The following is a 12,609-nucleotide window of genomic DNA, read 5'->3' as shown; positions in this document are numbered from 1 at the left end:
TCACGCAACACCCCTGTAGGAGCTGCCGAAGGCTGCGATCTTTTGATCTTCAGCCTCGCTCAACGCGCGATCCGGCGCGCTTAGTGCAAACCCTGAATGTAGCTGGAGACCGCCGCAATATCTTCGTCGCTGAGGCGCTTGGCGATGGTCTGCATGGTCATGGTGTCGCCGTCGTTGGTGCGGCCACCTTCTTCCTTGCGGAAATCGGTCAGCTGCTTGGCGATGTATTGAGCGTGTTGGCCACCCAGGTGCGGAAAGCCGGCAGCCGCGTTGCCGGCGCCGTTCGGTGAGTGGCAGCCGGTGCAAGCTGGCAGGCCGTTGGCCAGGTTGCCGCCACGGAACAGGGCCTCACCGCGTGCAACGATCTTCGGATCGGCGGCGCCGACACTGCCCTTCTGGGTGGCGAAGTAGGCGGCGATGTCGGCCAGATCCTGATCGCTCAGGTTGGTCAGCAGGCCGGTCATTTCCAGAACGGTGCGCTTGCCCGACTTGATGTCGTGCAGTTGCTTGGTCAGGTACCGTTCACCTTGACCTGCCAGTTTCGGAAAGTTTGGCGCCATGCTGTTGCCGTCCGGGCCATGGCAGGCTCCGCAAACGGCGGCTTTTGCCTGGCCCGCTGCGGCATCACCGGCAGCATGGGCGAAGCCTGAGATTCCCACGGTCAACAGCAGACTCACGATCAATTTGTTCATCAGCTAATCCAACTACGGCTAAGGGTTAAGTTATGGACCGGGTTTACTCGCTCATCCAAAGGATGATGGCTTGGTAATCCTCGGCACTGCAGTCCATGCACAAACCACGCGGCGGCATCGCCTTGAAACCCTGGGTCACGTGTTGCACCAGCGTCCCCATACCTTTCGCCAACCTCGGCGTCCAAGCTTCCTGATCGCCTCTTTTGGGCGCCATGGGTAGTTGGCCGGAATGACAGGCACCACAAACACGGTTGTACACAGCTTCCGGATCCTGTGTAGCCTGTGCGCTGTAAAGCGGCATCAAGACTCCGGCAGCCAGCAGCCATTTCGTCATAAAACGACCTTTTCAGGGTTGAGAGCGTTCTGCGTTCTAATGCGCAATCAAAGTCTGTCGCTCTCGTGAACTTCATCCTTCGCTGGGACAAAGCACACACAAAATCTGCGGCATTATATACTGGCGTCACTGAAACGGAAGCGACACCGCGTTCCGCGCCCAATCCCGGCGCCGCCCACATCGGAAATCCCATGCAACTCAAGAATCCCATCCTCGGCCTGTGCCAACAGTCCACGTTCATGCTCAGTGCCGCCAAAGTCGATCAATGCCCTGACGACGAAGGCTTCGAAGTAGCGTTTGCCGGTCGTTCCAACGCCGGCAAATCCAGCGCGCTGAACACTTTGACTCACGCCAGCCTGGCGCGCACCTCGAAAACTCCGGGCCGCACACAGCTGTTGAACTTCTTCAAGCTAGACGAAGATCGCCGTCTGGTCGACCTGCCGGGCTATGGTTACGCAAAAGTACCGATCCCGCTGAAGATGCACTGGCAGCGTCACCTTGAGGCTTACCTCGGTGGCCGCGAGAGTTTGAAGGGTTTGATTTTGATGATGGACATCCGTCATCCAATGACCGACTTCGACCTGCTCATGCTCGACTGGGCCGTTGCGGCCGGCATGCCGATGCACATCCTGCTGACCAAGGCCGACAAACTGACCTACGGCGCAGCCAAAAACACCCTGCTCAAAGTGCAGTCGGAAATTCGCAAAGGCTGGGGCGATCAAGTCACCATCCAACTGTTCTCCGCACCAAAACGCATGGGCCTGGAAGACGCCTACACTGTACTGGCCGGCTGGATGGAACTGGCAGACAAAGGCGCCGAGGCGGCAGCCGAGTAAGTCGGGATTGGGAAAAATTGGTTGTAGTGTGGTCAGGCAAGGCAAAGGTGATGCTCAAAAGCGGAGTTTAGGGGACCTAAATGAGCATTTTGAGTAGCGCCTTTAACGCAGCATGGCCGCGCTACAGCCGATTTTTGGGCAAAAAAAGCCCCGGATTTCATTGGGGAGGGAGAAATTCCGGGGTTTAAGTTCCGAACCGCTAGGGCGGGGTTCAGATATCTGCCAACACTTAACACAACATAGGAGCATCGAAGGGCTTCACCAGCCATTCAGTATCTCTGAGTAGTGTCCTTCCAGATTAGTTCAGATTTTTTTCAAAAAGCTTTGGAATAATCCCAAGCGCTTTTCGAAATAAGCAGATTTTCCGGGGCTGCCGCGACGTCATGTCGCGGCAAAACCGTATTCAAATGGCTCAGTGAGCCTCATCCCAATTGTTGCCCACGCCCACTTCGACCAGCAGTGGCACATCCAGCTTCGCCGCTTCGCTCATGTGCACGCGAATCTCGGCGCTGACCTGTTCGACCAGATCCTCGCGAACCTCCAGCACCAATTCATCGTGTACCTGCAGGATGACTTTGGCGTCCAGTCCGGACGTCGCCAGCCAGTTATCCACAGCCACCATGGCCTTCTTGATGATGTCGGCGGCCGTGCCTTGCATTGGCGCGTTGATCGCCGTGCGTTCGGCGGCGGCGCGCTCCTGCGGCTTGTTCGAGTTGATTTCCGGCAGGTACAGGCGACGACCGAAGAAGGTCTCGACATAACCCTGATCCGCCGCCTGCGTGCGGGTGCGATCCATGTACTCGCGAACCCCCGGATAACGGGCGAAGTAGGTGTCGATGTAAGCCTTGGCAGTTTTGGTGTCTACGCCGATGTCCTTGCCGAGTTTCTGCGCGCCCATGCCGTAGATCAGGCCGAAGTTGATCGCCTTGGCGCCACGGCGCTGGTCGGATGTCACCTCGTTGAGTTCGACCTTGAACACTTCGGCAGCGGTGGCGGTGTGCACGTCCAGATTGTTGCGGAAGGCGTTCATCAGGCCTTCATCTTTGGACAGGTGCGCCATGATCCGCAGTTCGATTTGCGAATAGTCCGCCGCCAGCAGTTTGTAGCCCTTTGGCGCTACAAACGCCTGACGGATGCGTCGACCTTCAGCGGTGCGCACCGGGATGTTCTGCAGGTTCGGATCGCTGGAAGACAAGCGCCCGGTCGACGCCACGGCCTGGTGATACGAGGTGTGAATACGCCCGGTGCGCGGGTTTATCTGCTCTGGCAGGCGATCGGTGTAGGTGCTTTTCAGCTTGCTCATCGAGCGGTGCTCCATCAGCACCTTCGGCAAGCGGTGATCGTCTTCAGCAAGTTTCGCCAGCACTTCTTCAGCAGTGGACGGCTGACCTTTGGCGGTCTTCTTCAGCACCGGCAGGCCGAGTTTCTCGTAGAGAATCACGCCCAGTTGCTTCGGCGAGCCGAGGTTGAATTCTTCCCCGGCGATTTCGAAGGCTTCGCGCTCCAGCGCAACCATTTTGTTGCCCAGCTCGATGCTCTGGATGCCGAGCAGCTCAGCGTCGACAAACGCGCCTTGGCGTTCGATGCGCGCCAGCACCGGCACCAACGGAATCTCGATGTCGGTCAAAACGCTGGCCAGACTCGGGATCGCGCTGAGTTTTTCGAACAGCGTCTGGTGCAGACGCAGGGTGATGTCGGCGTCTTCGGCGGCGTACGGCCCGGCCTGCTCCAGCGCGATCTGGTCGAAGGTCAGCTGCTTGGCGCCTTTGCCGGCGATGTCCTGGAAGCTCACGGTGGTGTGATCCAGGTACTTTTGCGCGAGGCTGTCCATGTCGTGGCGGGTCGCGGTGGAGTTGAGCACGTAGGACTCAAGCATCGTGTCGAAGGCGATGCCGCGCACGGTGATGCCGTTGTTCTGGTCGCCACCGATGGCGCAGTTGGCCAAAATGTTCATGTCGAACTTGGCGTGCTGGCCGACCTTCAGCTTGCTCGGGTCTTCGAGAATCGGCTTGAGCGCGCGCAGCACGGTGTCGCGATCCAACTGCTCCGGCACGCCGATGTAGGAGTGGGTCAGCGGAATATACGCGGCTTCGTTGGCCTGCACGGCGAACGACAGGCCGACCAGTTGCGCCTGCTGCGCGTCGATGCCGGTGGTTTCGGTGTCGAAGGCGAACAGTTTGGCGTTGTTGAGTTTTTCCAGCCAGACGTCGAAGCGCGCCTGATCTAGGATGGTTTCGTAAGCGGCTTCAGCAGGAACGGCAGGCGCTTCTTCTGCTGGTGCGCTGAACAGATCGCCAGCCGGCGCAGGCTCGCTGCCTGCGCTCAATTCCAGACGTTTGGCGTCGCGATCCAGATCGTTGATCCAGCTTTTGAATTCCAGCAGCGAGTACAGCTCGTAGAGCTTGGCCGGGTCTTCCGCGCCCATCTGCAAGTCATCGAGTTCGACGTCCAGCGGCACATCGACCTTGATGGTCGCCAGTTGATAGGAGAGGAACGCCATCTCCTTGTGCTCTTCAAGCTTGGCCGGCAGGGTTTTCGCGCCGCGAATCGGCAGGGTCGGGACGATGTCGAGATTGGCGTACAGCTCGGTCAAGCCGCCGTTGACGCCGACCAGCAGGCCGGAAGCGGTCTTCGGGCCAATGCCCGGAACGCCCGGAATGTTGTCGGACGAATCGCCCATCAGCGCCAGATAATCGATGATCTGCTCCGGTGCGACGCCGAATTTCTCCTTCACGCCTTCGACGTCCATCGAGCTACCGGACATGGTGTTGACCAAGGTAATGTGGCCGTCGACCAGTTGCGCCATGTCCTTGTCGCCGGTGGAGATCACCACCGGGCGATCCGCCGCCGCGCTGCTGCGGGCGAGGGTGCCGATCACGTCGTCAGCCTCGACGCCTTCGACGCACAGCAGCGGGAAGCCGAGGGCGATCACGCTCTGGTGCAGCGGCTCGATCTGCACGCGCATGTCGTCGGGCATGCTCGGGCGATTGGCTTTGTATTCGGCGTACATCTCATCGCGAAATGTCCCGCCCTTGGCGTCGAACACCACGGCGAACGGGCTGTCCGGGTACTGCTTGCGCAGACTCTTGAGCATGTTCAGCACGCCTTTGACCGCACCGGTCGGCAGGCCTTTGGAAGTGGTCAGTGGTGGCAGCGCGTGAAACGCGCGGTACAGGTAAGACGAACCGTCCACCAGGACGAGGGGGGCTTGGCTCATGAGCAGGATCAACCTTTTCGGCGGGTCCGGCGCTAGAATAGCGGGACCGTTGACGACAAAGGGACAAGGTTATCATGCGTACGTTAAATCGCTTGCTGCTGGTCGGTCTGATTGCTGCCTCACCGTTGGCCGCGATGGCGGCGGATGATGCGCCGTCGGGAGATCCTGAAGTCACCATTCGCACGGAAGGCGACAAGACGATTCAGGAGTACCGTCAAAACGGGTTCCTGTACGCGATCAAAGTCACGCCGAAGGGCGCACCACCCTACTTTCTGGTGCGTGCAGACGGGACGGATGCAAACTTCATCCGCTCGGATCAGCCGGATATGCTGATTCCGTCGTGGAAGATTTTCGAATGGAAGTAGATTTTTAATTCACTCGGCGCCGCAATTGGCGGCGCCCGTACTGGCAGTTAAAACATGTCTGTGTTCACTCCCCTGGCTCGGCCCGAGCTGGAAACCTTTCTCGCCCCTTACGGGCTTGGCCGTCTGCTTGATTTCCAGGGGATCGCCGCCGGCAGCGAAAACACCAATTTCTTTATCAGCCTGGAGCAGGGCGAGTTCGTCCTGACCCTGGTTGAGCGCGGTCCGGTGCAGGAGATGCCGTTCTTCATCGAGCTGCTCGACGTGCTGCATGAAGCCGACTTGCCGGTGCCGTATGCACTGCGCACCACCGACGGCGTGGCGCTGCGTGAGCTGAAAGGCAAACCGGCGCTGTTGCAACCGCGCCTGTCCGGCAAGCACATCAAGGTCGCTAATGCTCAGCATTGCGCGCAGGTCGGCGAGTTGCAGGCGCATCTGCACCTTGCGACCCAGGGCGAGCGCATGATCAAGCGCAAGACCGATCGTGGCCTCGACTGGATGCTGGAGGAGGGTACGGAGTTTCTTTCGCACCTGAGCGATGAACCGCGTGCGCTGCTGCAAAAGGCGCTGGATGAAATCACCGAGCGCAAAGACAAGATTCTCGCGCTGCCGCGGGCGAACATTCATGCCGACCTGTTTCGCGATAACGCGATGTTCGAAGGCACGCACCTGACCGGGCTGATCGACTTCTACAACGCCTGTTCGGGGCCGATGCTGTATGACGTGGCGATTGCCTTGAATGACTGGTGTTCGGACGAGGACGGTTTGATCGATGGGCCGCGAGCCCGCGCGTTTCTCGGCGCCTACGCGGCGCTGCGGCCATTCACGGCTGCGGAGGCCGAGTTGTGGCCGACCATGCTGCGCGTGGCCTGTGTGCGGTTCTGGCTGTCGCGATTGATCGCGGCGGAGCAGTTCGCCGGGCAGGATGTGTTGATTCACGATCCGCAGGAGTTTGAGCAGCGCTTGGCGCAGCGGCAGCAGGTGCACACACCTTTGCCTTTCGCGCTTTAAGATCAAAAGATCGCAGCCTTCGGCATCTCCTACAGGATTTACATCAATCCCCTGTAGGAGCTGCCGAAGGCTGCGATCTTTTTCTATGGCTTACAACGATTCCAGGCACCCGGCCAGATCATTGCCGAGCTTTTCCAGAACCTGCTCATAACCCTGAGCCGTCGCCGGGGTGTACCCGCCCAACGCATCCAGCTCAGCCAGTTTCACCGGCAGCCCGGCCACCAAAGTCTCGGCCAGACGCGGGCGCAACGGCGGCTCGCTGAACACGCAAGTCTTGCCCACTTCCTGCAACCGCTTGCGCATCGCCGCAACATGCTGCGCACCCGGCTGCACTTCCGCCGCAACGCTGAACACGCCGGTGTGCTTCAGGCCATAAGCCTCTTCAAAATAATCAAACGCCTCGTGAAAGACGAAGTACGGCTTGCCTTCAACGCTGGCCAGACGCTTCTTCAAACGCTGATCCAGTGCATCGAGACGCTCGTCGAACGCCTTGGCGTTGCTCTGATAGCGCGCGGCGTTGGCCGGGTCGGCGGCGCTGAGGTCTGCGGCCATTTTGTCGGCAATCACCCGCGCATTCACCGGCGATAACCACAAATGCGCATCCAGCGTGCCCGGGCGGTGATCGTGATCATGCTCGTCGGCGTCTTCGGTGTGGGAATGGCTGTCCTCGGCAAAACGCCGCAGTTTCATCCCTGGCAGATCCTGCACGGCGACGCTCGGCAGCGTACGACCGTTCAGCACGCGCGGCAGGAAACCTTCCATATCCGGGCCGATCCAGTAGAGCAGATCCACCGACTGCACCTTCCGTACGTCGGATGGCCGCAGCGCGTAATTGTGTGGCGAAGCACCCGGCGGCAGCAGCACTTCGGGAATCGCCACGCCGTCCTGCACGGCCGCTGCAATCAGCTGCAACGGTTTGATGCTGGTGAGGACTTTGACCTCGGCCTGAGCCGAACCGATCAGCAGAAAACTGGCGACAAAAGCCACAAAAACAGAAAAAAGTCGGGACACGATGACCACTCAAGGAGGCGAGAACGGGTAACATAATAACGTCTCTATCAAAACTCGTCGCCGCCCATGCCTATTACACCGATTGCCAGCCGTCCCCACGACCACTCTCATTGCGTACACAGCGCTTTGTCCGAGGCCGATACCTTGTGCGCCCAGAAAGGCTTGCGCCTGACCGCGTTGCGCCGCCGGGTGCTGGAATTGGTATGGCAGAGCCACAAGCCACTGGGCGCCTACGATATTCTCGCGGTGCTGAGCGAGCAGGACGGCCGCCGCGCCGCGCCGCCGACCGTGTACCGCGCGCTGGATTTCCTCCTGGAAAACGGCCTGGTGCATCGCATCTCTTCGCTGAACGCCTTCGTCGGCTGCGTACACCCGGAACACGCGCATCAGGGCCAGTTCCTGATCTGCCGTGACTGTCACGCTGCCATCGAACTTGAACAAAAAGTGATCAGCGACGCGATCATCAACAGCGCCAAAGACGTCGGTTTCATCGTCGAAGCGCAGACCGTCGAAGTCGTCGGCCTGTGCTCCGGTTGCCAGGGGGCTTGATGAGCAATGCGCTGATCCGTCTGGAGCAGGTCGCCGTCACGTTTGCCGGGCAGACTGTGCTGGACAACATCGAGCTGAGTGTCGAGCCGGGGCAGATCGTCACCCTGATCGGTCCCAACGGCGCTGGCAAGACCACGCTGGTGCGCGCCGTGCTCGGGCTGTTGAAACCAGACAGCGGCAGCGTCTGGCGCAAGCCGAAGCTGCGCGTTGGCTACATGCCGCAAAAACTTCACGTCGATCCGACCTTGCCGCTGTCGGTGCTGCGCTTTCTGCGGCTGGTGCCGGGCGTTGACCGTCCGCGTGCGCTGGCGGCATTGAAAGAAGTCGGCGCCGAACACGTCATCGACAGCCCGGTGCAGAGCGTTTCCGGGGGGGAAATGCAGCGCGTACTGCTCGCTCGGGCGCTGCTGCGCGAACCGGAATTGCTGGTGCTCGACGAGCCGGTGCAGGGCGTCGACGTCGCCGGGCAAGCCGAGTTGTACAGCCTGATCACCCGTCTGCGCGATCGCCATGGTTGCGGCGTGTTGATGGTGTCCCACGATTTGCATCTGGTGATGAGCACCACCGATCAGGTGGTCTGCCTCAACCGTCACGTCTGCTGCTCCGGGCATCCCGAGCAGGTCAGTGGCGATCCGGCGTTCGTTGAGCTGTTCGGCAAGAACGCGCAGAGCCTGGCGGTCTATCACCATCATCACGACCACGCTCACGACCTGCACGGTTCAGTGGTCAAAGGGCCGGTCATTGGCCAGCCTCACGTTCACGGAGACAACTGCAAGCATGGCTGATTTTCTGTTGTATGCCCTGCTTGCAGGTCTGGCGTTGGCGATCGTTGCAGGTCCGCTGGGTTCGTTCGTGGTCTGGCGGCGCATGGCCTATTTCGGCGATACCCTGTCCCACGCCGCATTGCTCGGCGTGGCGCTGGGCTTTTTGCTGGATGTCAGCCCGACCGTTGCGGTCACCGTAGGCTGTCTGTTGCTGGCGGTGCTGCTGGTCACGTTGCAACAGCGTCAACCGCTGGCGTCTGACACGCTTTTGGGAATTCTCGCACCGAGCACGCTCTCTCTCGGTCTGGTGGTACTAAGCTTCATGCATGAAGTGCGGATCGACCTGATGGCCTATCTGTTCGGCGACCTGCTGGCGATCAGCCCGACTGATCTGGCGTGGATCCTCGGCGGCAGCGCGGCGGTGCTGGTGTTGCTGGTGACGCTGTGGCGGCCATTGCTGGCGATTACCGTGCACGAAGAGTTGGCCAAAGTCGAAGGCCTGCCGGTCGCTGGCCTGCGCATGGCACTGATGCTGTTGATCGCGGTGGTGATCGCGGTGGCGATGAAAATCGTCGGTGTGTTGCTGATTACTTCACTGTTGATCATCCCGGCAGCTGCGGCACAGCGTCACGCCCGTTCGCCGGAGCAGATGGCACTGGGCGCGAGCCTGCTGGGCATGCTCGCGGTGTGTGGCGGGCTGGCCTTGTCGTGGTTCCAGGACACCCCGGCGAGGCCCGTCAATCGTTGTGACGGCGGCCGCACTGTTTCTGCTGAGTTTTGTTCTGCCCCGTCGTGGGGTGTAGACTTGGCCGCTTTTTGCGCAAATAGAGAGTCGCAGGAATGAAGCCGTTCGCCTCCCGTTATCTGCTCCTTGTCGCATTTTCAGTGCTGCTGGGCGCCTGCCAAAGTACCCCACCGGTGGTTGAAGCCCCCGATGCGCGGGCTACGGCCATCGCACAGCTGGAGCAAAGCCTGGCCAGCAGCGAACTGGCCACCGCTGAAGACCAATTGGCTGCTTTGCAGAAAGACGCCCCAAACGATCAGTCCCTTGAGCAGTACCAGCGGCAGCTTGCCGAAGCGTATCTGCGTCGCAGCCAGATCGTGTTGCAGAAGGGTGATGTGAATGCCGCCGCCACAGCATTGAGCCGTGCCCGCGTGCTGATGCCCAAAGCGCCGGCGCTGACCGGTGGCGTCAACGGCGCCATCACCGAAGCGCGCAAGGCTGAGCTGGAAAAGGCCGAAGCAGCCTTGCTGGCCGCCGAGGCGAAGCCGAAAGCCAAGGTGATCGATCCGACTGCAGAGAGCACCACGGTTGCGTTGAATATCACCGATAGTCGCAAACTTCGCCGTCAACTGGATGCGATCGCTGCTGATGTGGTGAATTATGAGTGTGGGGTGACCATTCAGGCACCACGGACGAATGACTATCCATGGTTGTCGACGTTGCTGACCAAACGGGTAAAGAAGCTGAACCCGGATTTTGATCTGAAGATTGAGAAGCAAATCGTGCGCACAGTGCCGGCGCAGATGGTTCTGAGCCCGCGTAAACCCTAAAAAGCTTCGCGAGCAGGCTCGCTCCCACAGTAGATTTTCGTCGATCACAGGAATTGTGTTCACTGAAAATCCCAATGTGGGAGCGAGCCTGCTCGCGAAAGCGTCCTCTCAGCCAGCAAAAATCTTAAGCTGGAATGGCCTTGGCCTTAGGCTCGCGATCCCAAACCCGATGCTGCCCGATCGCCGTAAAGAACGGCTTGGTTAGCGCCGGTACATCCTTGCCCTGCAACAACCCGGCATCCGCTTCCAGTTTCAGCAGATCCTGCAACTGCTTGGCATCCCCGTGCAACGCAATCGCCTTCAAATGCTTGTACGCCTCCAGCAGGTAATGCAACGCCACGCCGTCACCGCTCAACGCCTTCACCGACGCCGCACCGCCCGGCACAAACACCGCATCGAAAATAACCGACGGCATGCCTTCCATCGAAGCATCCACAGGCAACATTTTTCCGTCCGCAGTTTTCACCGGCGCCGAAGTCGGCCCCAGCAACTTGGCATGCGCACCTTCAGCCGCCAATGCCTTCTTCATCGCATCAATCGCTGCACCATCGACGCCGTTAGCAGCAAGAATCGCCACTTTTCGTGTCTTGATGTTTTCCGGCAGCAGATTCGCCTGGCTCAGTGCTGGCGAGTGATCGAATGACACCTTGCGCACATCCACCGTGCCTTTGCTCGGCGCAGGCAGACCCAGATTAGCCGCCACGCGCTTGGCCAGTTCCAGATCGATGTTGGCCAGAATCTCGTTCACTTCCCGCGCACGGATGAACTCGCGCTCAACCTTGCCCAGCTCGAAGCTGTAAGCGGCAATGATGTGCTCCTTCTCGTGATCGCTCATGCTGTTGAAAAACAGAGTCGCTTGGGAGAAGTGATCGCTGAACGACTCACTGCGCTGGCGGATCTTGTTCGCATCAATGCGCTCTGGATAACTTTCGAAACCACCGTCCTGCGCGGCCGGCGGGGTTTCTTTCGGCCAGCCGCCATCAATCGAGTTCGGCTCATACGAAGCGCGCCCCTTGTCGATCACCGAGCGGTGCTGGGCATCACGCTGGCCGTTATGAAACGGTGCGACCGGGCGGTTGATCGGCAGCTCATGAAAGTTCGGCCCACCGAGTCGGCTGATTTGCGTATCGGTGTAGGAAAACAGTCGGCCTTGCAGCAGCGGGTCATTGGAGAAGTCGATGCCCGGCACGATGTGGCCAGGGCAGAACGCGACCTGCTCGGTCTCGGCAAAGAAATTGTCCGGGTTGCGGTTCAGGGTCATTTTGCCGAGCGGCGTGATCGGCACGATTTCTTCTGGGATCAGCTTGGTCGGGTCGAGGATGTCGAAATCGAAGTCGTGCTCGTTTTCCTCCTCGATGACCTGTACGCCGAGTTCCCATTCCGGGTAATCGCCCATCTCGATCGCTTCCCAGAGGTCGCGACGATGGTAGTCGGTGTCTTTACCGGCGAGCTTCTGCGCCTCGTCCCAGACCAGCGAGCACGTGCCGGCAGTGGGGCGCCAGTGGAATTTGACGAAGCGCGATTTACCCTCGGCGTTGATCAGGCGGAAGGTGTGCACGCCGAAGCCCTGCATGCTGCGCAGGCTTTTCGGGATCGCCCGGTCGGACATCGCCCAGATGACCATGTGCGCGGACTCCGGCACCAAGGACACGAAATCCCAGAAAGTGTCGTGGGCCGAGCCGCCGGTAGGAATTTCATTGTGCGGCTCGGGTTTCACCGCGTGGACGAAATCGGGAAACTTGATCGCGTCCTGAATGAAAAACACCGGCATGTTGTTGCCGACCAGGTCGAAGTTGCCTTCATCGGTGAAGAACTTCACCGCGAAACCACGCACGTCACGCACGGTGTCGCCGGAGCCACGCGGGCCCTGCACGGTGGAAAAGCGCACGAACACCGGGGTCTTTTTCCCCGGATCCTGTAGGAAACCGGCCTTGGTCAGCGTCGAATGGTTCTCGTACGCCTGAAAGAAACCATGCGCGCCGGTGCCGCGGGCGTGAACGATGCGCTCCGGGATCCGCTCATGGTCAAAATGCGTGATCTTTTCCCGCATGATGAAGTCTTCAAGCAGCGACGGCCCACGCGGGCCGGCCTTGAGGGTGTTCTGGTTGTCGGCGATCTTCACGCCCTGGTTGGTGCGCAGCGCCTGGCCGGTGGCATCGGAGCGAAACTTTTCCAGGCTGTCGAGTTTGGCGTTGGTGTTGGCACGATCCGGGGCATCGGTACCGGCCATCTGGCTTTTATCGGTCGTAGGCTTCTTGCTCATCAGTCGTAAACTCCTC

Annotated in this window: 11 protein-coding genes and 1 pseudogene; 7 read left to right on the top strand and 5 right to left on the bottom strand. The window is 60.0% G+C overall.

What is annotated here, in order from left to right; translation table 11 throughout:
- Positions 1 to 80: 80 nt before the first annotated feature.
- Positions 81 to 692, bottom strand: a complete 612-nt coding sequence (locus ACOYXE_RS22205) for a c-type cytochrome (RefSeq protein ID WP_460926645.1) — start codon at positions 690 to 692, stop codon at positions 81 to 83.
- Positions 693 to 735: 43 nt separating this feature from the next.
- Positions 736 to 1,026 (bottom strand): c-type cytochrome, encoded by a 291-nt coding sequence (locus ACOYXE_RS22200; protein WP_038365005.1) that lies wholly within the window; start codon positions 1,024 to 1,026, stop codon positions 736 to 738.
- A gap of 191 nt (positions 1,027 to 1,217) precedes the next feature.
- Here ACOYXE_RS22200 and yihA point away from each other — a divergent pair, with 191 nt between their 5' ends.
- A complete protein-coding gene (yihA, locus tag ACOYXE_RS22195) occupies positions 1,218 to 1,862 on the top strand; it encodes a ribosome biogenesis GTP-binding protein YihA/YsxC (protein ID WP_282356628.1) in 645 nt (214 codons plus the stop codon).
- 412 nt (positions 1,863 to 2,274) lie between these two features.
- Here the strand turns inward: yihA and polA are convergent, their stop codons facing one another.
- On the bottom strand, positions 2,275 to 5,079 hold the full coding sequence (polA, locus tag ACOYXE_RS22190) for a DNA polymerase I (protein WP_405122581.1): 2,805 nt from the start codon (positions 5,077 to 5,079) through the stop codon (positions 2,275 to 2,277).
- Between the two features lie 74 nt (positions 5,080 to 5,153).
- Between polA and ACOYXE_RS22185 the strand changes: the two genes are divergently transcribed.
- Entirely contained in the window at positions 5,154 to 5,444 is a 291-nt protein-coding gene (locus ACOYXE_RS22185) for a DUF2782 domain-containing protein (protein WP_064389732.1), read from the top strand.
- 54 nt (positions 5,445 to 5,498) lie between these two features.
- On the top strand, positions 5,499 to 6,452 hold the full coding sequence (locus ACOYXE_RS22180) for a homoserine kinase (RefSeq protein WP_460926641.1): 954 nt from the start codon (positions 5,499 to 5,501) through the stop codon (positions 6,450 to 6,452).
- Positions 6,453 to 6,542: 90 nt separating this feature from the next.
- Here ACOYXE_RS22180 and ACOYXE_RS22175 read toward each other — a convergent pair whose 3' ends face one another.
- Positions 6,543 to 7,463, bottom strand: coding sequence for a zinc ABC transporter substrate-binding protein (locus tag ACOYXE_RS22175; protein ID WP_460926639.1), 921 nt, complete (start codon positions 7,461 to 7,463; stop codon positions 6,543 to 6,545).
- Between the two features lie 66 nt (positions 7,464 to 7,529).
- On the opposite strand from ACOYXE_RS22175, the gene ACOYXE_RS22170 reads away from it, so the two are divergent.
- The 4 genes and pseudogenes from ACOYXE_RS22170 to ACOYXE_RS22155 all read left to right on the top strand — a co-directional run bounded on the left by ACOYXE_RS22170 (position 7,530) and on the right by ACOYXE_RS22155 (position 10,330).
- Positions 7,530 to 8,012 carry a Fur family transcriptional regulator gene (locus ACOYXE_RS22170; RefSeq protein WP_007911760.1) on the top strand — a complete coding sequence of 161 codons (483 nt, stop codon included), beginning with the start codon at positions 7,530 to 7,532 and terminating at the stop codon, positions 8,010 to 8,012.
- Positions 8,012 to 8,797 (top strand): zinc ABC transporter ATP-binding protein ZnuC, encoded by a 786-nt coding sequence (znuC, locus tag ACOYXE_RS22165; protein ID WP_008081224.1) that lies wholly within the window; start codon positions 8,012 to 8,014, stop codon positions 8,795 to 8,797. The genes ACOYXE_RS22170 and znuC overlap by 1 nt, the downstream gene beginning before the upstream one ends.
- A pseudogene (znuB, locus tag ACOYXE_RS22160) lies at positions 8,790 to 9,579 on the top strand (zinc ABC transporter permease subunit ZnuB). Before znuC ends, znuB begins: the two are co-directional and overlap by 8 nt.
- Positions 9,580 to 9,616: 37 nt before the next feature.
- A complete protein-coding gene (locus tag ACOYXE_RS22155) occupies positions 9,617 to 10,330 on the top strand; it encodes a PA5502 family lipoprotein (RefSeq protein WP_160054511.1) in 714 nt (237 codons plus the stop codon).
- 124 nt (positions 10,331 to 10,454) lie between these two features.
- On the opposite strand, the gene katE is transcribed toward ACOYXE_RS22155, so the two are convergent.
- Positions 10,455 to 12,596 carry a catalase HPII gene (gene katE / locus ACOYXE_RS22150; RefSeq protein ID WP_160060036.1) on the bottom strand — a complete coding sequence of 714 codons (2,142 nt, stop codon included), beginning with the start codon at positions 12,594 to 12,596 and terminating at the stop codon, positions 10,455 to 10,457.
- Positions 12,597 to 12,609 lie beyond the last annotated feature (13 nt).

The organism is Pseudomonas sp. MC6, assembly GCF_054790575.1.
The sequence above is the reverse complement of the archived record's forward strand: the minus strand, read 5'-3'. Positions and strand labels throughout refer to the sequence as shown.

Bases quoted from the DNA above. Each gene is read 5' to 3' on its own strand.
- ACOYXE_RS22170 (WP_007911760.1), top strand. From the start codon at position 7,530: ATGCCTATTACACCGATTGCCAGCCGTCCCCACGACCACTCTCATTGC.
- polA (WP_405122581.1), bottom strand. From the start codon at position 5,079: ATGAGCCAAGCCCCCCTCGTCCTGGTGGACGGTTCGTCTTACCTGTAC.
- znuC (WP_008081224.1), top strand. From the start codon at position 8,012: ATGAGCAATGCGCTGATCCGTCTGGAGCAGGTCGCCGTCACGTTTGCC.
- ACOYXE_RS22180 (WP_460926641.1), top strand. From the start codon at position 5,499: ATGTCTGTGTTCACTCCCCTGGCTCGGCCCGAGCTGGAAACCTTTCTC.
- ACOYXE_RS22200 (WP_038365005.1), bottom strand. From the start codon at position 1,026: ATGACGAAATGGCTGCTGGCTGCCGGAGTCTTGATGCCGCTTTACAGC.
- ACOYXE_RS22155 (WP_160054511.1), top strand. From the start codon at position 9,617: ATGAAGCCGTTCGCCTCCCGTTATCTGCTCCTTGTCGCATTTTCAGTG.
- yihA (WP_282356628.1), top strand. From the start codon at position 1,218: ATGCAACTCAAGAATCCCATCCTCGGCCTGTGCCAACAGTCCACGTTC.
- ACOYXE_RS22205 (WP_460926645.1), bottom strand. From the start codon at position 692: ATGAACAAATTGATCGTGAGTCTGCTGTTGACCGTGGGAATCTCAGGC.
- ACOYXE_RS22185 (WP_064389732.1), top strand. From the start codon at position 5,154: ATGCGTACGTTAAATCGCTTGCTGCTGGTCGGTCTGATTGCTGCCTCA.